The sequence below is a fragment of the Achromobacter sp. ESBL13 genome (assembly GCF_036668755.1).
Lineage (GTDB): Bacteria > Pseudomonadota > Gammaproteobacteria > Burkholderiales > Burkholderiaceae_B > Achromobacter.
The window spans coordinates 1-19,896 of record NZ_JAZEVT010000007.1 but is presented as its reverse complement, the minus strand read 5'-3'; the positions used below and the strand labels follow the sequence as shown (position 1 = coordinate 19,896).

Sequence of the window (19,896 nt, the reverse complement as noted above, 5' to 3'; positions counted from 1 at the left end):
AAAGCGGCAATCAGTGCACGCGGACGGAAGACGGCTTGGGGCGCGGCAGGCGGCGGGATCTGTTCACCGCCTGGCCGCGCGTTTCCCTACTTACTTGGCGCTTTTCCACGCGTTCCAGAAGTACGGCCACGGAGCGGGATGCGTGCCTTGCAGCGACGGCGAGCGCGCGGCCTGGGCGTTGAAGTCGCCCACCTTCACGAACGGAATTTCGTCATACACGGCCTGCTGCACGTCGGCCCAGCGCTTGATGCGTTCTTCCTGCGTGCGCGCCTGATTGAAGGCGTCCATCACCTGTGCGCGGCGCGGCGTGTCCCACCAGCCGGGCGCGTCCTTGGACGGGAAATCGATCAGCGCGGGTTCGGGCAGGAACACGCTGTGGGTAATGAAGATGTCCCACACGGCCGGGTCCTGGCGGCGCTGCGTCAGCGTGGCCCAGTCCACCACCTGCATGTCCACCGTAAAGCCGGCGGCCTTCAGATATTCCGCGGCCACCAGCGCCATCTTGTAATGGAATTCGTACTGCTGGCTGGTCAGGATGCGGATTTTCTTGTCGGCCACGTTGGCGCTGTCCAGCAGCTTTTTGGCAGCGGCGGCATCGCCCTTGTTGTAGACCTTGCCGCCCAGCGACGTGGCCCACGGGTAGCCTTCGGGATACAGGTCGCCGTTCAGCTTGTAGAAGTCCTTGTTGCCGAACGCGGCGAACAGCATGTCTTCTTCATTCAGCGCCAGCTGCACGGCCTGGCGCACGGCCAGGTTGGACATGATGCCTTGCTTGGTGTTGAGCACCAGGCGCGGCCAGCCGAAGGGCTTGAGCATCACCGGGTCGGAACGGCCGCCCTTGAGCTTGGCCAGCGCTTCCACGGGCAGCGAGTCGACATAGTCGAACTGGCCGGCGGCGGCGGCTTCGGAACGCGTGTTGGCGTTGCTGACCGGCACAAAGCGGATTTCGTCCAGGTACTGCTTGCGGGCGCCGCCGTAACCGTCGGGCTCGCCGTCGCGCTGCTTGTAGCCGTCAAAGCGCACCAGCTGGATGTACTGGTCCGGCACGCGGGCCTTCAACTGGTAAGGGCCCGTGCCGACGATTTCAGTCAGCACCGGCGCGATCTTGCCCTTGGGCATGATGACGGCGGCGGCGTTGTTCATGGCCAGCAGCGCGGTCAGCGGCGCATAGGGCTGCTTGAGCGTGATGCGGATGGTGTTGGCGTCGGGCGCCTCGATGCTGCTGATGACCTTGGCCGCGCCCTTGCCGCGCGTGGCGGTTTCGGTCCAGCGCTTCAGGGACGCCAGCACGTCGGACGAATCCATCTTCGAGCCGTCATGGAACGTGATGCCCTGGCGCAGCGCAATCGTGTAGACCAGGCCGTCGGGCGTGACGTCGGGCATCTTTTCGGCCAACAGCGGGGTCAGGTTCCACTTGGCGTCGAAGGTGTAGAGCGTTTCGAAGAAATGCTGCGTCAGGATGCCGACCAGATCCGCCGTGCTGGTCATCGGGTCCAGCGTGGGCGGTTCACCGATGGTGGCGACGGATATCGTGCCCCCCTTGACCGGCGTGGCACTCAGGGCGGGGGACGTCATTGCGGTCAAGCCAATTGCGCCGGCCGCGAGCAGGCTGGTCAGCCCACTGCCTCGCCGGGAGGGTCGGAAGTTCATGATTCTCTCTCCAGAGGGTCAAAAACAAACAGGTTGTCGCGTGTGATCGGATTCGCGCCGGGATCCCGGTCGTCGTGCAGCAGCCCCCTAGGGCCAGGCGCGGTGCGGCGGGCTAGGGGGTGTTCAGAAGAAGGTTTCGGCCACGTCGGTGACGCGGTACTGCTCGTCCACCAACAAGACCTGGCGCCACTTGTCGAACGTCAGGCAGGGGTGGGAAATGTCGAAGGCGATCATGTCGCCGACCTGGATGTCGTCGCCGTCGGCGATCTGCATGAAGGCATGCTGGTCCATCATGGCGGTCAGTTTCCACGCCTGGGGTGCGGCGCCGGGGGCGCTTTGGCCCGGCGTGGCGTCGCTCGACCTAACGTGGCCCGGCCTAACGTGGCCCGGCCTAACGTGGCCCGGCCTGACGTGGCCCGGCCTGACGTGGCCCGGCCGAAAATGCAGCGCGGGCGTGGGCAGGCCGGCGTCGAAAGCGGCATCGCGCTTGCCCAGCGCAATGATGGCGCGGCCCGGTTCGGGCAGCGACTGCACATAGGCCCAGACTTGCAAGGCGGGCAGCAGGCCCGGTTCCATTTTTTGCGCGACGGGGTTGTGGGCGTTGATGCGTTCAGCGGCGGACCGGTAGACGCCCACGTCGTGTGACAGGTAGCAGCCAGGGCGCAGGATCACTTCCAGCGGCGCGCCGATATCCAGTTGCGAAAATTCTTCGGCCACCACATCAAACCAGGCCGAGCCCGCGCCGGAAATAATGGCGGGGCCGTTCTTGCGCAGGCGGCCGGCCGTGGCCAGTCCGCGCAGCGCGTCGGTGGCGCGGCGCAGGAACGCGCGGATCGCGCCTTCTTCCTGCAACACGCCTTCATAGACTTCAATGCCGGCCAGCGCCAGGCTGGGCCAACGGCCGATTTCGTCGATCAGCGCTTGCAACTGCGCATCATCCCGCACACCGGTGCGTCCGCCCGTGGGGCCAAGTTCGATCAGCACGGGCAGGGTCAGGCTCTGTTCGGCAAAGAACTGGCCTAGCTGGGCGGCGTTGGCGGGGGAATCGACGATGCAGAAATAGGTGAACGCCGGGTCTTGCAGCAGGCGCGCGATGATGGCCATGTTGGCGCGGCCCACCAATTGATTCGCCATCAGCACCCGGCGGATACCGTGCTGGTACGCGGCTAGCACCTGCGGCGCGGTCGCCAGCGTGATGCCCCACGCGCCGTTGTCGATCTGGCGCTTGAACAGCGCCGGGCTCATCGTGGTCTTGCCGTGGGGCGCCAGCTTGACGTGGTACGCCTCCATGAACTGCTGCATCCATTGCAGGTTGTGGCGCACGCGCGCCTCGTACAACACGGCCACGGGCAGGCTGACGTCTTCGTTCAGCAGGTTCCAATTCAGGGCGGCCACACCGGCCGTGGTACAGGACTCGGGGAACGCGCCCAGGCCTTTGCCGTTCACATCCAACAGGGCTGCGGGGGAAGAGGAATGGATCATGGCGGCGCGCTCGTTATGGAAAATATTTACGTGGAAATGCTTTTTTTTCATTATCCTGAAAGAAATTTACAAAGGCAGCTAGGGCTTACCCGTACGGTGCGGGCCGGCCAAGTTGGCGCGACAATAGGAAATTCGCGAAAAAACCGCGCTCCACGAAGGAATAGCCATGTTGAAAGTTGCCTTGGGCCAGTTCGCCGTCAGCCGAGTCTGGGAAGAGAACGCGCAGGTCTGCATCGACCTGATGGAGCGGGCCAACGCGGGCGGCGCCGGCTTGCTGGTCTTGCCCGAAGGCATCCTGGCGCGCGACATCACCGACCCGCAAATCGTGCTGAAAGCCGCGCAGCCGCTGGACGGCCCGTTCATGACGCGCCTGCTTGAGGCCAGCCGGGGTTCGTCGCTGGCCACCATGATGTGCGTGCACGTGCCCACGGGCGAAGGCCGCGTCTGGAATACGCTGGTCACGGTGCAGGACGGCCGCATCGTGTCGCAATACCGCAAGCTGCACCTGTACGACGCCTTCACGATGAAGGAATCCACCAATGTCACGCCGGGCGCCGAGATCCCGCCGCTGCTGGACATCGCCGGTTTGCGCGTCGGGCTGATGACCTGCTATGACGTGCGCTTTCCCGAACTGGCGCGCCGCCTGGCGCTGGACGGCGCCGACCTGCTGGTGCTGCCCGCCGCCTGGGTGCGCGGGCCGCTCAAGGAAATGCACTGGGAAGTGCTGGTCACGGCCCGCGCGCTGGAGAACACCTGCTACGTGGCGGCCACCGGCGAATGCGGGGAACGCAATATCGGATGCAGCATGGTGGTGGACCCGCTGGGCGTGGTCACGGCGCGCGCGGGCGAGGCCCCGGCGCTGGTGTTTGCCGACATCGACCCGGAGCGCCTGGCGCATGCCCGCAAGGTGCTGCCGGTGCTGGCCAACCGACGCTTCGGCCCGCCCGAACTGGCCTAGGGCACGGTCGGTCCGCCGAGCCTGGCGCGCAGCCGGAAAGGGCGCGGCGGTCATGGTGTAATGCTGACTTGATCTTCTTGCCGTCTTCCCCCATCTGCTGCCAATGAGCAACGATCTCTTCGCGGCCGATCCTGCGCATCGGCCCTATGTGCCCCTGGCCGAGCGCCTGCGCCCGCGCACCTTGTCCGACGTGGTCGGGCAGTCGCACCTGCTGGGGCCAGACAAGCCCCTGCGCGTGGCGTTTGAATCCGGTCGCCCACATTCCATGATTTTCTGGGGGCCGCCCGGCGTGGGCAAAACCACGCTGGCGCGCCTGATGGCCGATGGTTTCGACGCGCAATTCATTGCCATTTCGGCGGTGCTTGGCGGCGTCAAGGACATCCGCGAAGCGGTCACGGTGGCGCAAGTGGCGCAAGGCCAGGGCCGCCGCACCATTCTGTTCGTTGACGAGGTGCACCGCTTCAACAAGGCCCAGCAGGACGCGTTTCTGCCCTATGTGGAAAGCGGCCTGTTCACCTTCATCGGCGCCACCACGGAAAACCCGTCTTTCGAAGTGAATTCGGCGCTGTTGTCACGCGCCCGTGTGTACGTGCTGCAATCGTTGTCGCCCGAGGAATTGCAGCAGTTGGTGGACCGCGCCGTGCATGCCCTGAACGAAGGGCTGGACGACGGCGAGGCCGCCATCCGCATCGAACCGGATGCCCGCGAGCAGCTGGCCGCCTGGGCCGACGGCGATGCGCGGCGCCTGATCAGCGCGGTGGAAGTGGTGGCGGAATCGGCGCAGTCGGCCGGTCGCGACACGGTGGACGCGGCCTGGCTGGAAATATCCCTGTCGCAGAACCTGCGCCGCTTCGACAAGGGCGGCGACGCGTTCTACGACCAGATCAGCGCCCTGCACAAGTCGGTGCGCGGCTCGAATCCGGATGCCGCACTGTATTGGTTCTGCCGCATGATCGACGGCGGCGCCGATCCCAAATACCTGTCGCGGCGCCTGGTGCGCATGGCGGTCGAGGACATCGGCCTGGCCGACCCGCGCGCCACCGACCTGGCCGTGAACGGCGCCGATATCTACGAACGCCTGGGATCGCCCGAGGGCGAGCTGGCGCTGGCGCAAGCCGTGGTCTACATGGCTTGCGCGGCCAAGTCCAACGCCGTCTACAACGCCTACAACCAGGCGCGCCAGTTCGCGGCCGAACACGGCAGCGCGCCGGTGCCGATCCACCTGCGCAATGCGCCCACCAAGCTGATGAAGCAGCTGGGCCACGGCAAGGCCTATCGTTATGCCCACGACGAGCCGCACGGCTATGCCGCCGGCGAACAATATTTCCCTGATGGACTCAAGCCTTCCTTCTATCGGCCGACCGATCGCGGCCTGGAGGCTAAAATCCAGCAAAAGTTGGCATTTCTGCGCGAGCTGGACGCGCAGGAACGCGCCAAGAACCGGTAACGGGCCCCGGCCCGCCGCCTTCACGCAACCTCAACCGACATCAACATGCTAGACCCGATACTGCTGCGCAAAGACCTGCAAACCGTCGTCGACCGCCTCAAGAGCCGTGGCGTGTCCTTCGACACGGAACGGTTCAACGACCTGGAATCTCGCCGCAAGGCCGTCCAGACCGAAACCGAGTCCCTGCAAGCCCGCCGCAACGCGCTGGCCAAGCAGATCGGTCAGTTGAAGGCCAAGGGCGAAGACGCCAGCGCCGTCATGGCCGAATCGCAGGCCGTGCCCGTTCGCCTGAAGCAGCTGGAAGAAGAGCTGGCGGCCTTGCAGGCCCCGCTGAACGACCTGCTGATGTCGGTGCCTAACCTGCCGCACGCCAGCGTGCCGCTGGGTGAATCCGCCGACGACAACGTCGAAGTACGCCGCTGGCTGCCCGGCGCCGCCGGCGCTGACGGCAACCCGCCCGCGCTGGCGTTTGAAGCGCGCGACCACGTCGCCATCGGCGAGCCGCTGGGTCTGGACTTCGACATGGCCGCCAAGCTGTCGGGCGCGCGCTTCTCGTTCATGCGCGGCCCCATCGCCCGCCTGCACCGCGCGCTGTCCCAGTTCATGCTGGACCTGCAAACGGGCGCCCACGGCTACACCGAGTGCTATACGCCGTACATCGTCAACGCGTCCACCTTGTACGGCACGGGCCAGTTGCCCAAATTCAAGGACGACATGTTCGCGGTGTCCAAGGGCGGTGGCGATGACGACCCGAAGGTCGACGCCGCCGGCAACCCCTATGTGCGTGAAGACCAATACCTGATTTCGACGTCTGAAATCACGCTGACCAGCGTGGCGCGCGACACGATCCAGGCCGCCGCCGATCTGCCTTTGAAGCTGACGGCGCACACGCCTTGCTTCCGTTCGGAAGCCGGCAGCGGCGGCCGCGACACGCGCGGCATGATCCGCCAGCATCAATTCGACAAGGTCGAAATGGTGCAGATCACGCAGCCGGATCAATCGTATGAAGCGCTGGAAGACATGGTCGGCCACGCCGAGCGCGTGCTGCAACTGCTGGGTCTGCCGTATCGCGTCATGCTGCTGTGCACCGGCGATATGGGTTTTGGTTCGGCCAAGACCTATGACCTGGAAGTGTGGCTGCCCGCGCAAAATACCTGGCGCGAGATTTCGTCCGTGTCCAACTGCGAAACATTCCAGGCCCGACGCATGCAGGCCCGCTTCCGTAATGCGCAGGGCAAACCGGAATATGTGCACACGCTTAATGGGTCTGGCCTGGCCGTGGGCCGCGCGCTGGTGGCGGTGCTGGAAAATCATCAACAAGCCGACGGCAGCGTATTGATTCCCGAGCCGCTGCAACCCTATATGGGTGGTTTGACGGTGCTGAAACCCTGACGCGCATTACGTCTATCGGCCATTTGGCGGATAAGAAAACGGAGCCTGGCGGCTCCGTTTTTTTTTATCATAGCGACACATTGCTGTCTTTTTTACTCATTATCATCACAGTGTGAGTGCATGAATTTGATGTGAGCAATTGTGTATTTCTAATATAAGGGCCGGATAGTTGCGGCACAATACACCCGCGTTCTTCACGCTTCATTCACTTATATAACAAGGAGTTGTCCATGACTTCAAGAATGATTGGAGATTTTCGTGTGAGATGCTCTGTGGCTCGCGAAGACGAGCAGGGCTACCGCGTGCAGATATGGACCCGCCGAGTCGGTGGAACCGCGCCGGAAAAATGCTGGACGGTACCCGGACAGGCGCCGTTCTCGGATTTGCACGAAGCAGAGCAGGAAAGCCGTCAGTTGTTCCAAGAAATCAATGGTGTGCGTTTTAATGGTGAACCGGAGTTTGCCCATGCGTCCGCATAATGGTTGGTGGCGCGCGTCCAGTGCGCCGCGCAGATGGATTGATCTAGTACAGGAATCGCCGCGTTGGGTGGGTGGCAAGCCCGAGCCGGTGTCGCAAAAATCCGCCCTGGTGGCGGAAAAACCGCTAAGAGCCCCTGCGGCTGGATAGTCATCCACCGGGGCACCGGACATTGTCCCCACGGAAAAAGGCCACTCTTTCGAGTGGCCTTCGTATTTATCTGCGCCAATCTCCATGGCCCTTGCCATGGCCGTGCCCGCCACGATAATACCCGGGGCCCGGACCGTAATAACGCGGGGGCGGACCGCCGCGCCAGTGGGGGCCACCACGGTAATACACCGGGGCAGGGTAAACCACCGGAGGCGCCACGTAGACGGGAGGCGGACGGTAGTAAACCGGAGGCGGCGGAGCCACGTAAACGGGAGCGGGGGCAACGTATACCGGCGCGGGATACACCACACCAGGCACGCCGATGGAAATACCCACATCCACTCGGGCCGAGGCCACGCTGGAGATCAGCAGACCTGCGGCACCCACACCAGCAATAAGCCACTTTTTCATGTTGCACCTGCCTGCTGCACGACACAGCAAAGTTATTTGACGCCTCTATTTTCGGGCTTTTCGGTCGTGTATTCGTAAGTGGGCCAAGCCCAATAGCGACAATCCGCAACCGTCCCCCGTGACTGGGCAGCCATCGTGCTGCGATGCGGAACTAGTACTTCTGCTCTGGTAGGTCCAGATCTGAAATCGATTGAAATGAAGTGGAATGCGATGAAGTCAGCGTGTGAAGTTACACCCGGTCACCATCCGCGCGCGGCGGCGTGGCGACATCGCTACAGCGTTTGGGTGCGCCGGTATTCCACCACCCAGACCCAGGGGTTGGCGGCCCACGCGTGCGAACCATAGCGCTCGCACCACATCAGCGCAAACGCCGTTTGAAGAGGAACGCCGGGCAATAACGCGGACGCCTGATAGATCGCTTCGGTGCCTTCAGCGCGGGCGTCGGCTTCGGTCAGGGTTTGCAGCCGTTGAATACGCACGCCCACAACCAACGCATGCGCGAACGGGGTGCCCGCTTCATCGGTTAATACAATGCTCTCTCCGGATTTACCGAAAGGGCATCTGACCCAGCTGGAGGTGCGGCGTAATTCTGTGGGGTTATCGCGATCAGGGCCCATGGCGACCCAGCGCCCGGCGTCGGCCGCGTCCGCATACCAAGCTGTGGTGAGCTTGGTGGGCTGCGGTTTCAGGATGCGTCGGCTCTGTACTTTCGAGCCCGCCAGAACGGCTTGCTTGAGCGGTTCGCTGAATTGAAGTGACTGCCTTTTCATGCGCGCGCTGTTCTCCTATCTACCTACGTCCGCGGTTTCCCAGTGCCGCAGCGTGACACATGCACCAGCTAATTCAGATCAGGATCACGCAGTATGACGTGTCGTGTTCAGGCTGTCAGGCAAGCTTTGTATTTGTGTTGTCTTTTTGTCTTGTGGTGTTGTTTGTATACTCGAGCAATGACTACTGACCTGCATAATCTCAAGCCCGGGTACTACTGGTACACCATGGCCAATGACCCGCTGGCCGTTATCCACATCCATGAAGACGGTGGCGCATCGCTTATGGGTTCGGACTATCGCATCGGCGCCGAAGGCGTTGCCGACATGGTCCGCCAAGGCGAACGCTTTTTCTGGATCGAACCGCCGCAGGTCTGAGCACCAAGGCTGATACGGCCGGCCCTTCGGGCCGGCCGCTTTCGTTTGTCCTGGAACATCCATGACCGACCTCTTGTTGAAGAACGTCCGCGTGTCGGCGGCCGAATCCGTCGACGTCCAAGTGCGCAACGGGCGCATCCTTCAGATCGGTACCGCCGTGCACGCGCCGGCGGATGGCCCGGTCGAGGATGGCGGCGGCGCGTTGTTATTGCCGGGCCTGATAGAAGGGCATACCCATCTGGACAAGACCAACTGGGATTCGCCCTGGTACGTCAACGAAGTCGGCCCGCTGCTGACCGACCGTATCGACAACGAACGCATCTGGCGCGCCAATTCCGGTCATGACGCCGCCAGCCACGCGCGCGCGCTGGCGCTGGCTTTCTTGCGTGAAGGCACCACCCGCATCCGCAGCCATGTCGACGTCGACACCGACGCGGGCCTGCGCCATCTGGACGGCGTGCATGCCACTCGCGACGAACTGGCGGGCCGCATTGAAATTCAGACCGTGGCGTTTCCGCAATCGGGCCTGCTGGTGCGCCCCGGCACCGCGCAACTGCTGGATCAGGCGCTGGCGCAAGGGGCCGATGTGCTGGGCGGGCTGGACCCGTCCGCCATCGACCGCGACCCCGCCCAATCCCTGGATGTGCTGTTTGGCCTGGCTAACAAGCATGGCAAGCCGGTGGACATCCATTTGCACGAACCTGGCGAGTTGGGCGCTTTTACGTTGGACCTGATTCTGGACCGCGTGCAGGCGCTGGGCATGCAGGGCAAGGTGGTGATCAGCCATGCTTTCTGTCTGGGCGGTGTGGACGCCAAGCGGCTGGATGGCTTGCTGAAGCGGCTGGCCGCGCTGGACGTTGCGCTGCTGACCACCGCGCCGCCATCGCGGCCGGTGCCCCCCGTGCGCGCTTGCCGCGAGGCGGGCGTCACGATCTTCGGGGGCAACGACGGCATCCGCGACACCTGGACGCCCTACGGCAGCCCCGACATGTTGGCCCGCGCCATGATGATCGGCCTGCGCAACGACCTGCGCCGTGACGACGAAGTGGAATGGGCGTTCGATTGCGTCAGCGGCGCCGCCGCCCGCGCCTGCGGTTTCGACGGCTATGGCCTGACGCCGGGCGCGCGCGCCGACCTGGTGCTGGTCGACGCCAGCTGTGTGGCCGAAGCGGTGGTGACGCGCAGGCCGCGCCGCCTGGTCGTATCCGGCGGCGTCATCGTGGCCCGCAACGGCCAGGACGCCATCGCCTAGCCGCGCGTCAGCCCCAGCTGCGTTTCGGTCAACGCCGCGAAGGCCCGCATCAATTCCGACCGTACGCCCGCGCGCTGCCAGATCGCGCCCACCGTGCGCACGGGGCAGGGCGCCGGCAAGGGCCAGCGCTTGACCCGCGCGGCCGGCTCGCCCATTACCGCCCAATCAGGCAGCACCGCCACGCCCAGGCCCTCGGCCACCAGCTTGGCGATGGAATCGATGCCGTCCAGTTCGAAGCGCACGTGCGGCCGCAAATTGCGCGCGCGCAGATAATCGTCGGCCATCTTGCCACCCACCACGCTGCGGTCATAGCAGATGTAAGGCTCGCGCGCGATCACCGCCAGCGGGTCGCGCACTTTCATGTCGGCTGGCGTTACCAGCACCAGTGGTTCGTGGCGCAGGTCGCGCCATTCGCAGGTCTTGGGCAGTGAGAACAGCGGGTGCACCAGCAGCGCGCCGTCCAGCTCGCCAGATAGCACCTTGCTGTAAAGCAGGGTGGTGGGCGCGGGTTCAATGTAGATCTCGATATGCGGATGGCGCGTCACCCAGGTGCGCAGCACGGGCGGCATGATGCCGGTCAGCGCGGTGGGCGTGGCGCCCAGCCGCAAGGGGCCGGCGGGCAACTCGGTGTCGCTGGCGGCCGAACGCAGGTCGCGCACGTCGCGCAGGATATGGCGGGCGCGCTCAAGAATGCGCAGCCCGGCCGGCGTGGGCTTGACGGTGCGGCCCGAGCGGGCAATCAGCGCGCTGCCGACATCGCCTTCCAGCGCGCGCAAGCGCTGCTGCACGGTGGCCGGCGTCAGGCCTTGATGACGCGCGGCCTGGGCAATGGACCCCAGTTCCACCACATGCACATAGGTTTGTAGAAAGCGTGAGTCCACGGCGATTGCTTCCTTTTTGGAAGAAGGTTTTTCCGTATTCTAAAGATGGGTGAAGATAATTGTTGTTTTCTTTGGCGGCGGCAAGAATACGTTCAACCCCAGCCGCCCCCGCATCAAGCCACGGCGCGGCGCGTTGGAAACCCGCCTTCAAGGAGCTTGCCGTGCCCATTATTGAATCCATCGACGTTTGCGCCGCCGCCGTGCCGCTGGACAAAGTCACGTCGTTCTCAAACCGCAGCGTGTCTACCCGCCACTACGGCCTGGTCAAGGTTCGTTCCGCCGACGGCGTCGAAGGCATCGGCTTTTGCTATGTGGGCAGCGCCGGCGGCGCCATTTTCGAAGCGGCCGTGCAAAGCCTGCTGGCGCCGGTGCTGCTGGGCCGCGATTCGCATGCCGTCGAGGGGCTGTGGCAGGCCATGTACCAAGAGGCGCTGCTGCAAGGCCGCCAGGGCACGGTGATGCGCGCGCTAAGCGCGCTGGACATCGCGCTGTGGGACTTGAACGCCAAGACGGCCGGGTTGCCCCTGCACAAGTTCCTGGGTGCCGTTGAACTGGAAACGGTGCCGGCCTACGCCAGCGGCGGCTATTACCTGGACGGCAAGACGCCGCAGCATCTGGGCGAGGAAATGGCCAGCTATGTGGACCTGGGCTTTCGCGCCGTCAAGATGAAAACGGGCCGCCTGTCGCCGCGCGAGGAAGAGGCGCGGCTGAAGGCGGCGCGCGAGGCGGTCGGCCCGGACGTCGAACTGATGATGGATTGCAATAACGCCTGGCAGGACGTGACGCAGGCCATGCAGTACATCCGCCGCTTTGAGCAATACGAACCGTATTTCATCGAAGAACCCTTTGGCCCCGACGATATCGACAGCCATGCCAAGCTGGCGCGCCTGACGCATCTGCCGATTGCCACAGCGGAAATCGGCTATGGCCGCTGGTACCACAAGGAACTGCTGGACAAGGGCGCGGCCGGCATCCTGCAAACCGACGCTGCCGTTTGCGGCGGCATCACCGAATGGAAGCGCATCGCGGCCACTGCGGCCAGCTACGGCGTGGTGGTGTGCCCGCATTGGTTCCACGACGTGCACGCGCCGCTGGTGGCGGCCACGCCGAACGCGCGCTACGTCGAGTTCTTCTGGGACGACCAGGTGCTGAATTTCCGCAAGCTGGTTGACCGGCAGTTGACGCACAAGCAAGGCCGCGTGGTGCTGCATCAGGAACCGGGCCTGGGCTTTGGCTTTGACGAGCGCATGGTGGAAAAATTTGGCAAGTGGGTTCGCGTCGGTCGCTAGGCGCCATCACAAGCAGGCGGCGCTTTTCTAAAAAAAGCTGCCGGCCTTCGGGACCGGCGCAAGGAGACAAGAATGCAACGCAGGCAATTCATGACCGGCGCCGCGGCGCTGGGGGCGGCGCTCGTGCTGCCCGTGACGGCGCGAGCGCAGCAGGACATGCCGTCCGGCCCGGTGAAAATCGTGGTGGGCTTTCCGGCGGGCGGCGGCACCGACGTGCTGGCGCGCCTGTTGGGGCAAAAGCTGGGCGTGATGTGGAACATACCCGTCATCGTCGAAAATCGGGCGGGCGCGGCCGGCGTCATCGCGGCCGAACAGGTCGCGCGTCAGCCCAACGACGGCAACACCTTGTTGATGGCGCATGTGAACAGCCACGGCATCGCGCCCGGCCTGCACCCCAAGCTTGCATATTCGGTGGACCGCGATTTCACGCCCATCGCGTTGGTCGGCAAAACGCCCACGATCCTGATCGGCGGCGCATCGCAACCCGCCAGGACCTTGCCCGACCTGGTCAAGCTATGCCGCGCGCAGCCGGGCAAGATCGTGTTCGGGTCGGCCGGCGCCGGCTCGGCCCAACACCTTGCGCTGGAAATCTTCAAGGCCCGTGCGGGGATCGACGTGCTGCACGTGCCCTACAAGGGATCGGCGCCACTGATGAACGACCTGCTGGGCGGCCATGTGCAGTACTGCTTTGAAGGCATGACCACCGCCACGCCGCTGCTGCAATCGGGCAAGGTGATCGCGCTGGCGCAGACGCTGCAACAGCGTTCCAAGAGCCAGCCGGACGTACCGACGGTGGCCGAACAGGGCTACCCCGGTTTCGAGGCCAGCATCTGGTTCGGCATGGTGGGCCCGGGCAAGATGCCGGACGCCATGGTCCGGCGCATGAATCGCGACATCGACCAAGTGCTGGCGATGGCGGATGTGCAGGAAAAACTGGCGCAGGTCGGTGCGGAAGACGGCGGCGGCAGCGTGCAACGCTTTGCCGATTTCATGACGCAGGAACAGCGCAAATACGCCAAGACGATCAAAGACGCGAAGATCGTGGTGGAAAGCTGACCGGCCGGCGTCCCGGCATGCACCGGTGCCGGGCGCCGAGCCTCAACCGGCGCGCGTCGCCCCGACCGGCTCGGACCCTTCCCAACCCGCCATCGCAGAGATCGACCGCGCCTTCTCGCGCAGCAGCCTCGCGGTGCCGGAATCCAGGTCGTCGTCAATGGCGCCCACCGGCCCCATCAGTGTGATGGCGGCCGTCATCTCGCCCAACATGTCGAAGATGGGCGCGGATAGCGACGTAAAGTGCGGTAGCAGCGCATGGCGGCAGCGGCTGATGTGGTGCTTTTGCACTTCGTCGCGGATGGCCCGCACGTCTTTCAGCGTGTAGGAATTGCCCGGCGCGCCGCCGTGGCTTTCCGGCACGGACGATGCCAGTTCCCGCTCCAGCAGGTCGCGCGTCAAGGCGTCGGGCAGGTGGGCCAGAAAATTGCGGCCCAGCGCGGACGACAGCAGCGGCATCACGGTGCCTACCCGCAATTCCAGCAAGGGCCGGCTGCGGCTGCCTTCCACGCGATAGACGATGGTCGGCCCCTTGTTGCCCCACACGCCCAAAAACACGGTATGCCCGGTGACGGCGGCTACCTCGGCCATGATCGGGCGCGCCGTGGTGAAGACGTCGAACTGTTCCAGCGCGGCCAGCCCCAGGCGCAACGCGTACGGGCCCAGGCCGTAGTGGCCGGTGTCCGCATGCTGCTGCACGACGCCCACCTTCTGAAAACTGACCAGGTAGTAATGCACGTTGGGCACGGTCAGCTCGCAGGCGTCCGCGATGTCCTTCAGGGGCAAGGGCCGGCCCGTCTTGCGGATCAGGTCCAGGATGCGAAAGCCCACTTCAATCGACTGGATTCCCCTGCGCGCCGCGGTCGGCGTCTTTTCCGTGTCCTTGTCTACCTTGCCGGCGGGCCTTGCCATCACTGCCTCCACTGTCTGTTTGGCGGCAGTGTAGCAGCGGCGTCGGGCCGCTTTCGACGCCGCCGGGCGGTCCGTTCCGGGTTTCCCCCAGCTTTGTACGCTCGGGCTTTAAGTTTGATAATAGTTAATGCATACAGCAGTATCAATCTAAAAGCACAGGGGAAAGCAAGCATGGAAGCTAACGTGGCAATGGGGCGCGCGGCTGCGGCGCCGACGCTAAGTCGTAAAGAAGAACGCCAGGTGGTGGTGGCCTCGACCTTGGGCACCTTGTTCGAGTGGTATGACTTTTTCATCTACGGGACGCTGGCGGTTTTCATGAGCCAGGTGCTGTTCCCGCAGGACAATCCCACCGTTGCGCTGCTGGCCGCATTGGGCGCGCTGGCGGTCGGCTTCATCATCCGGCCGCTGGGCGCGGTGATGTTCGGGTACCTGGGCGACAAGTGGGGCCGCAAGTACACCTTCCTGATCACGGTCGTGATGATGGGCGGGGCCACCGTGTTGATCGGCTGCCTGCCCACCTATGAAACGGCGGGCCATCTGTCGTGGATTCTGCTGCTGACGCTGCGCGTCGTGCAGGGCCTGGCGGTGGGCGGCGAGTACGGCGGCGCCGTGATCTACGTGGCCGAACATTGTGAACCCAAGCGGCGCGGTCTGCTGACGGGCTGGATCCAGATCACCTCGTCGGCCGGCCTGATCCTGTCGCTGGTCGTCATCCTGTGCACCCAGGCATCCATGAGCGCAGACGATTTCCGTCAGTGGGGATGGCGCCTGCCGTTCATCCTGTCGATCGTGATGCTGGCCATTTCGATCTACGTGCGCGCCAAGCTGCATGAATCGCCGGTGTTCACGCGGATGAAGCAGCAGAACCGCCTGTCAAAGAACCCCATCAAGGAAACGTTCGGCCAGTGGTCCAGCCTGCGCCTGGTGATCCTGGCGCTGATCGGCGTTACCGCCGGCCAGGGCGCCACGTATTTCACGGGCCAGTTCTACGTGATGATCTTCCTGCAACAGGCGGTGCAACTGGACCAGACCAGCGTCTACACGCTGATCCTGATCGGCTTCATCATCGGCGCGCCGACTTTCGTGCTGTTCGGCTGGCTGTCCGACCGCATCGGCCGCAAGTGGATCATGATGGCCGGCCTGTTCATCGCCGCCATCGGCTATCACTCGATGTTCGAAGTCCTGCTCAAGGCCGGCAACCCGGCGCTGGCGCAAGCCATGCAAAGCACGCCGGTCCGCGTGCACGCCGACACCAGCGGCGGCGCGTGCGACTTTGGCTTGCAGGCCGCCATGATCGGCAGCCACGCCGACCACAAGAAGGTGTGCGTGCAGGCCAAGAAATTCCTGGTCGGCAAGGGCATCAACTTCGAATACGCCGCGCCGCTGCCGGGGCAGGACATTGCGATGAGCGTGGGCGGCACCACCGTCAACGGCTTTGACCGCGCCGCCTACGCCCGCGCCCTGGGCACGGCGGGCTATCCGGATCGCGCCGACCCCGCCCGCGTGGACCGCGCCACCATCATCCTGATCCTGGTGCTGATGACCGCCGTGGTTGCCATGGTGTACGGCCCGGTTGCGTCGTACCTGGTGGAATTGTTCCCGGCCCGCATCCGCTACACCGCGCTATCCTTTCCGTATCACATCGGCGCCGGCATCTTCGGCGGCATCGTGCCCTTTACCGCCACCTACCTGGCCCAGGCCAGCGGCAATATCTTTGGCGGGTTGATGTACCCGGTTGTCGTGATGGTGGTGGTGGGCATTATCGGCAGCCTGTTCCTGCCGAACACCCGCGCCCAAGCCATCGACGAAGACCCCACCCACTAGAAAAGCGAGGAGAAACATGTCCGTGCAAGCGAGTTTCAAGGCCGCCGTGATCCAGGCCGCGTCCATCCCCACCGACAGCGTCGCCTGCGCCAACAAGGCGGCGTCGCTGATCCGGCAGGCGGCCGAGCAGGGCGCCCGGGTGCTGGTGTTTCCCGAAGCCTTCCTGGGCGGATACCCCAAGGGCAATTCCTTTGGCGCGCCCATCGGCATGCGCAAGGCCGAAGGCCGCGACGCGTTCGCCAGCTACCACCGGCAGGCCATCGCCCTGGATGGCGAGGAAGTGGCGATCGTGGCGCAGGCCGCGGCCGACACCGACAGCTTCGTGGTAATGGGCTGCATTGAAGCGGATGGCGGCACGCTGTACTGCACCGTGCTGTATTTCAACGGCGCCAAGGGCCTGGTCGGCAAGCATCGCAAGCTGATGCCCACGGCCGGAGAGCGGCTGATCTGGGGCTTTGGCGATGGCTCGACCATGCCCGTCTTCGACACGCCTTACGGCAAGATCGGCGCCGTGATCTGCTGGGAAAACTACATGCCCATGCTGCGCATGTACATGTACAGCCAGGGCGTGGCGCTGTACTGCGCGCCCACGGCCGATGACCGCGACAGCTGGATTCCCAGCATGCGCCACATCGCGCTGGAAGGTCGCTGCTATGTGCTGACGGCGTGCCAGCACCTGCGCCGCCAGGCCTATCCGGAAGATTTCGAATGCGCGCTGGGCGATGCGCCCGACACGGTGTTGATGCGTGGCGGCAGCGCTATCATCGACCCCCTTGGTGAAGTGCTGGCGGGCCCGGATTTCTCGGACGAGACCATCCTGTACGCCGACATCAACCCCAACCAGATCCTGCGCGGCAAGTATGACTTCGATGTGGCCGGCCATTACGCCCGGCCAGACGTGTTCCAGCTGCAGGTCGACACCCGAGAAAAGCGGGCCGTCTCAGCGCTTGGCGCGGGCGGCCAGGAGCCTTAAGCCATGCATTTTGATTTCAGCGCGCTGCCTTCGCAGACGGTCTATAAGCTGCTGACCTCGACCGTCACCCCCCGGCCGATCGCGTGGGTGACCACGATATCGGCCGACGGGTGCGTCAATGCCGCGCCGTTCAGCTTCTTTAACGTCATGGGGCATCAGCCGCCCACCGTCGCCATCGGCCTGATGCGCCGCGCCAATGGTGACCTGAAGGACACCAGCGCCAACATCATCGAAAACGGCGAGTTCGTGGTGAACCTGGTGCCCGAAGCGCTGATGCAGCAGATGAACAAGACCTGCGCCGATTATCCGCCCGGCGTGGACGAGCTGGCCAAGGCCGGGCTGACGGCATTGCCCGCCGCGCACGTGCGCCCGCCGCTGATTCAGGGCAGCCCGGTGTCGCTGGAATGCGTAAGCCAGGCCACGATCGTGACCGGCCCGCATCAGGTTGTCGTCATCGGCCGCGTCCTGGGCGCGCATGTCGACGACGCCTTTGTGCAGGACGCCGAGCGCGGCTATGTGAACACCACCGAAATGGGGCTGGTGGCGCGCATGCACGGCAGCGGCTGGTACGCCCGCAGCACGGACCTGTTCCAGCTGGCGCGGCCCACCGTGACGGATTGACGCAACAAGGCGGCCATCACGGTCGCATCGTCTTTAAGCGGCCGCGCATCGTGCATCGGCCGCTTTTTTTCACCCACGGCGGCGGGCAGGCGGTTACGCAAACGCGCGAGCTTGTGGCAAAAAGTTCTGCATTTCGCCCGATGCCGCCCAAATCCGGGCTGCTAGCATTTCCCGGACCGTCTGGAGAATCCTCGAATCCGACTTCTCCGGCGGCATTTACCTGACATAACGAACACCAATATTTTTGGGGGCGGATCATCCAGGGGCTTGCGGGCGTCTGGCTTGCGACGGCGGCGGCGTAGTCCGGCGCCATGCAGCTGCCAAAACCCGCATTCACGCGTCTGGGTGGATGCCGGAGGCAGTATGAAAAACATGAAGCTTGGAACCCGCCTTGCGGGTGGCTTTTCCGTCTTGCTGGCGATGATTATCGTCATGTGCATCGTGGGGCTGGTCAGCCTGGCCAACATCAACCAGTCGGTCGAAACCGTGACGCAGCGTTCACTTATCAAGGAACGCCTGATCAGCGACTGGGCGCGCAACATCCAGACCGGCGTGACGCGCACCACCGCCATTGCCAAGAGCGCCGACGCCAGTCTGGCCGGCTTCTTCACGGAAGAGGCGGCGGCGTCCTCCCGCAATTCGTCGGCGCTGCAACAAAAGATCGAACCGCTGATCGAGACCGACCAGGAAAAGGGTCTGTGGGAAGGCATCCGCAAATCGCGCGCCGACTATCTGCGCACGCGCGACGCTATCTTCAAGGCCAAGCAGGACGGCGATGTCGAGGCTGCCAACCGCGTTTTCACCCAGGAATTCCTGCCGGCCACGCGCCAGTTCATCGACCAGATCAACAAGCTGTCGGATCTGCAACGCGCCGAAATCGATGCCAGCGCGGCCGACATCCAAAGCGCCTACGGCGCCGCCAACCTTTGGATGATCGTGATCGGGTCAATCGCACTGGTCACGGGCCTGGTGTTGGCCGTGTTGCTGACGCGCGGCATTACCCGCCCGTTGTCCGACGCCGTGCGCGTGGCGCGCACCGTGGCCGCCAACGACTTGACCAGCACGATCACCGTGCGTTCGCGTGACGAGATCGGACAGTTGATGCAGGCGCTGGAATCCATGAACGCCAATCTGGCCGGCACCGTGGCCAGCATCCGCACCGGCGTGGACAGCATGGCGTCCGCGTCGGGCGAAATCGCGGCCGGCAATACCGACCTGTCTTCCCGCACTGAACAGCAGGCCGCATCGCTGGAGGAAACGGCGGCGTCGATGGAGCAGCTGTCTTCCACCGTGAAGCAGAACGCCGACAGCGCCCGCCAAGCCAACCAACTGGCCGCGGCCGCGTCCGACACGGCCTCGCGCGGTGGCGCGACGGTGTCCGAGGTCGTCAGCACGATGAACGCCATTTCGTCCAGCTCGGTCAAGATCGCCGACATCGTGTCCGTCATCGACGGCATCGCGTTCCAGACCAACATCCTGGCGCTGAACGCGGCAGTGGAAGCCGCGCGCGCGGGCGAGCAAGGCAAGGGCTTTGCAGTGGTCGCAGCGGAAGTGCGCACGCTTGCGCAACGCAGCGCGCAAGCAGCCAAGGAGATCAAGACGCTGATCGAAGATACCGTCCAAAAGATCAGCCAAGGCTCGATCAGCGCCGAACGCGCCGGCACCACCATGCAGGAAATCGTCAGCTCGGTGCAGCGCGTGACCGACATCATGGGCGAAATCGCAGCGGCCTCCGCCGAGCAGGCCGACGGCATCGAACAGGTGAACCGCGCGGTATCGCAAATGGACGAAGTCACGCAGCAAAACGCCGCGCTGGTAGAAGAAGCCGCCGCCGCGGCCGGGTCGATGCAGGACCAGGCAGCGGAGCTGACGCGGGCAGTCAGTGCGTTCAAGTTACCGGGGGTTGTCGCGGTAGCGCATGCCTCGCCGCGCGTCGCGATCGGCCACGCATTGGCCCGCGCAGGGTAGGGCGGGGTGGG

The 19,896-nt window shown here is 64.5% G+C and carries 18 protein-coding genes; 12 read left to right on the top strand and 6 right to left on the bottom strand.

Annotated elements, in window-relative coordinates:
* Positions 1-90 precede the first annotated feature (90 nt).
* Both V6F88_RS23570 and V6F88_RS23565 read right to left on the bottom strand, forming a co-directional pair.
* Complete coding sequence (locus V6F88_RS23570) at positions 91-1,650, bottom strand: ABC transporter substrate-binding protein (protein WP_332612629.1); 1,560 nt, start codon at positions 1,648-1,650, stop codon at positions 91-93.
* A 123-nt stretch (positions 1,651-1,773) separates the two neighbouring features.
* Positions 1,774-3,132, bottom strand: coding sequence for an amino acid deaminase (locus V6F88_RS23565; protein WP_332612628.1), 1,359 nt, complete (start codon positions 3,130-3,132; stop codon positions 1,774-1,776).
* 166 nt (positions 3,133-3,298) lie between these two features.
* Here V6F88_RS23565 and V6F88_RS23560 point away from each other — a divergent pair, with 166 nt between their 5' ends.
* The 4 genes from V6F88_RS23560 to V6F88_RS23545 all read left to right on the top strand — a co-directional run bounded on the left by V6F88_RS23560 (position 3,299) and on the right by V6F88_RS23545 (position 7,408).
* Positions 3,299-4,090, top strand: coding sequence for a deaminated glutathione amidase (locus tag V6F88_RS23560; protein ID WP_332612627.1), 792 nt, complete (start codon positions 3,299-3,301; stop codon positions 4,088-4,090).
* A 103-nt stretch (positions 4,091-4,193) separates the two neighbouring features.
* Positions 4,194-5,537: a replication-associated recombination protein A gene (locus V6F88_RS23555; RefSeq protein WP_046803375.1), complete on the top strand. Its 1,344-nt coding sequence runs from the start codon at positions 4,194-4,196 to the stop codon at positions 5,535-5,537.
* Between the two features lie 45 nt (positions 5,538-5,582).
* Positions 5,583-6,929 (top strand): serine--tRNA ligase, encoded by a 1,347-nt coding sequence (gene serS, locus V6F88_RS23550; RefSeq protein ID WP_332612626.1) that lies wholly within the window; start codon positions 5,583-5,585, stop codon positions 6,927-6,929.
* A 230-nt stretch (positions 6,930-7,159) separates the two neighbouring features.
* A complete protein-coding gene (locus tag V6F88_RS23545; RefSeq protein ID WP_082134366.1) occupies positions 7,160-7,408 on the top strand; it encodes a hypothetical protein in 249 nt (82 codons plus the stop codon).
* A 214-nt stretch (positions 7,409-7,622) separates the two neighbouring features.
* Here V6F88_RS23545 and V6F88_RS23540 read toward each other — a convergent pair whose 3' ends face one another.
* A complete protein-coding gene (locus tag V6F88_RS23540) occupies positions 7,623-7,967 on the bottom strand; it encodes a virulence factor (RefSeq protein ID WP_332612625.1) in 345 nt (114 codons plus the stop codon).
* A gap of 272 nt (positions 7,968-8,239) precedes the next feature.
* Positions 8,240-8,737 (bottom strand): hypothetical protein, encoded by a 498-nt coding sequence (locus tag V6F88_RS23535; protein WP_332612624.1) that lies wholly within the window; start codon positions 8,735-8,737, stop codon positions 8,240-8,242.
* A gap of 177 nt (positions 8,738-8,914) precedes the next feature.
* Between V6F88_RS23535 and V6F88_RS23530 the strand changes: the two genes are divergently transcribed.
* Together V6F88_RS23530 and V6F88_RS23525 are read left to right on the top strand one after the other, a co-directional pair.
* The gene (locus V6F88_RS23530; protein ID WP_082134365.1) at positions 8,915-9,112 is read left to right on the top strand and encodes a hypothetical protein; all 198 of its coding nucleotides are present in this window, start codon (positions 8,915-8,917) and stop codon (positions 9,110-9,112) included.
* A gap of 61 nt (positions 9,113-9,173) precedes the next feature.
* A complete protein-coding gene (locus tag V6F88_RS23525) occupies positions 9,174-10,364 on the top strand; it encodes an amidohydrolase family protein (RefSeq protein ID WP_332612623.1) in 1,191 nt (396 codons plus the stop codon).
* Here the strand turns inward: V6F88_RS23525 and V6F88_RS23520 are convergent.
* Positions 10,361-11,245 (bottom strand): LysR family transcriptional regulator, encoded by an 885-nt coding sequence (locus tag V6F88_RS23520; protein WP_332612622.1) that lies wholly within the window; start codon positions 11,243-11,245, stop codon positions 10,361-10,363. The genes V6F88_RS23525 and V6F88_RS23520 overlap by 4 nt on opposite strands.
* A gap of 161 nt (positions 11,246-11,406) precedes the next feature.
* Between V6F88_RS23520 and V6F88_RS23515 the strand changes: the two genes are divergently transcribed.
* Both V6F88_RS23515 and V6F88_RS23510 read left to right on the top strand, forming a co-directional pair.
* On the top strand, positions 11,407-12,534 hold the full coding sequence (locus tag V6F88_RS23515; protein ID WP_332612621.1) for a mandelate racemase/muconate lactonizing enzyme family protein: 1,128 nt from the start codon (positions 11,407-11,409) through the stop codon (positions 12,532-12,534).
* A gap of 72 nt (positions 12,535-12,606) precedes the next feature.
* On the top strand, positions 12,607-13,590 hold the full coding sequence (locus tag V6F88_RS23510) for a Bug family tripartite tricarboxylate transporter substrate binding protein (RefSeq protein WP_332612620.1): 984 nt from the start codon (positions 12,607-12,609) through the stop codon (positions 13,588-13,590).
* 42 nt (positions 13,591-13,632) lie between these two features.
* Here V6F88_RS23510 and V6F88_RS23505 read toward each other — a convergent pair whose 3' ends face one another.
* On the bottom strand, positions 13,633-14,499 hold the full coding sequence (locus V6F88_RS23505; protein WP_332612619.1) for an IclR family transcriptional regulator: 867 nt from the start codon (positions 14,497-14,499) through the stop codon (positions 13,633-13,635).
* Positions 14,500-14,670: 171 nt separating this feature from the next.
* Here V6F88_RS23505 and V6F88_RS23500 point away from each other — a divergent pair, with 171 nt between their 5' ends.
* From V6F88_RS23500 to V6F88_RS23485, 4 genes are all read left to right on the top strand, one after another.
* The gene (locus tag V6F88_RS23500) at positions 14,671-16,323 is read left to right on the top strand and encodes an MFS transporter (protein ID WP_332612618.1); all 1,653 of its coding nucleotides are present in this window, start codon (positions 14,671-14,673) and stop codon (positions 16,321-16,323) included.
* Between the two features lie 16 nt (positions 16,324-16,339).
* Entirely contained in the window at positions 16,340-17,296 is a 957-nt protein-coding gene (locus V6F88_RS23495; RefSeq protein WP_332612617.1) for a carbon-nitrogen hydrolase family protein, read from the top strand.
* 3 nt (positions 17,297-17,299) lie between these two features.
* A complete protein-coding gene (locus tag V6F88_RS23490; protein ID WP_332612616.1) occupies positions 17,300-17,917 on the top strand; it encodes a flavin reductase family protein in 618 nt (205 codons plus the stop codon).
* Between the two features lie 372 nt (positions 17,918-18,289).
* Positions 18,290-19,885, top strand: a complete 1,596-nt coding sequence (locus V6F88_RS23485; protein ID WP_442880386.1) for a methyl-accepting chemotaxis protein — start codon at positions 18,290-18,292, stop codon at positions 19,883-19,885.
* The last annotated feature ends 11 nt before the right edge of the window (positions 19,886-19,896 follow it).

Bases quoted from the DNA above. Each gene is read 5' to 3' on its own strand.
- V6F88_RS23535 (WP_332612624.1), bottom strand. From the start codon at position 8,737: ATGAAAAGGCAGTCACTTCAATTCAGCGAACCGCTCAAGCAAGCCGTT.
- V6F88_RS23560 (WP_332612627.1), top strand. From the start codon at position 3,299: ATGTTGAAAGTTGCCTTGGGCCAGTTCGCCGTCAGCCGAGTCTGGGAA.
- V6F88_RS23540 (WP_332612625.1), bottom strand. From the start codon at position 7,967: ATGAAAAAGTGGCTTATTGCTGGTGTGGGTGCCGCAGGTCTGCTGATC.
- serS (WP_332612626.1), top strand. From the start codon at position 5,583: ATGCTAGACCCGATACTGCTGCGCAAAGACCTGCAAACCGTCGTCGAC.
- V6F88_RS23490 (WP_332612616.1), top strand. From the start codon at position 17,300: ATGCATTTTGATTTCAGCGCGCTGCCTTCGCAGACGGTCTATAAGCTG.
- V6F88_RS23565 (WP_332612628.1), bottom strand. From the start codon at position 3,132: ATGATCCATTCCTCTTCCCCCGCAGCCCTGTTGGATGTGAACGGCAAA.
- V6F88_RS23570 (WP_332612629.1), bottom strand. From the start codon at position 1,650: ATGAACTTCCGACCCTCCCGGCGAGGCAGTGGGCTGACCAGCCTGCTC.
- V6F88_RS23495 (WP_332612617.1), top strand. From the start codon at position 16,340: ATGTCCGTGCAAGCGAGTTTCAAGGCCGCCGTGATCCAGGCCGCGTCC.
- V6F88_RS23530 (WP_082134365.1), top strand. From the start codon at position 8,915: ATGACTACTGACCTGCATAATCTCAAGCCCGGGTACTACTGGTACACC.
- V6F88_RS23510 (WP_332612620.1), top strand. From the start codon at position 12,607: ATGCAACGCAGGCAATTCATGACCGGCGCCGCGGCGCTGGGGGCGGCG.
- V6F88_RS23525 (WP_332612623.1), top strand. From the start codon at position 9,174: ATGACCGACCTCTTGTTGAAGAACGTCCGCGTGTCGGCGGCCGAATCC.
- V6F88_RS23500 (WP_332612618.1), top strand. From the start codon at position 14,671: ATGGAAGCTAACGTGGCAATGGGGCGCGCGGCTGCGGCGCCGACGCTA.
- V6F88_RS23545 (WP_082134366.1), top strand. From the start codon at position 7,160: ATGACTTCAAGAATGATTGGAGATTTTCGTGTGAGATGCTCTGTGGCT.
- V6F88_RS23505 (WP_332612619.1), bottom strand. From the start codon at position 14,499: ATGGCAAGGCCCGCCGGCAAGGTAGACAAGGACACGGAAAAGACGCCG.
- V6F88_RS23555 (WP_046803375.1), top strand. From the start codon at position 4,194: ATGAGCAACGATCTCTTCGCGGCCGATCCTGCGCATCGGCCCTATGTG.
- V6F88_RS23485 (WP_442880386.1), top strand. From the start codon at position 18,290: ATGAAGCTTGGAACCCGCCTTGCGGGTGGCTTTTCCGTCTTGCTGGCG.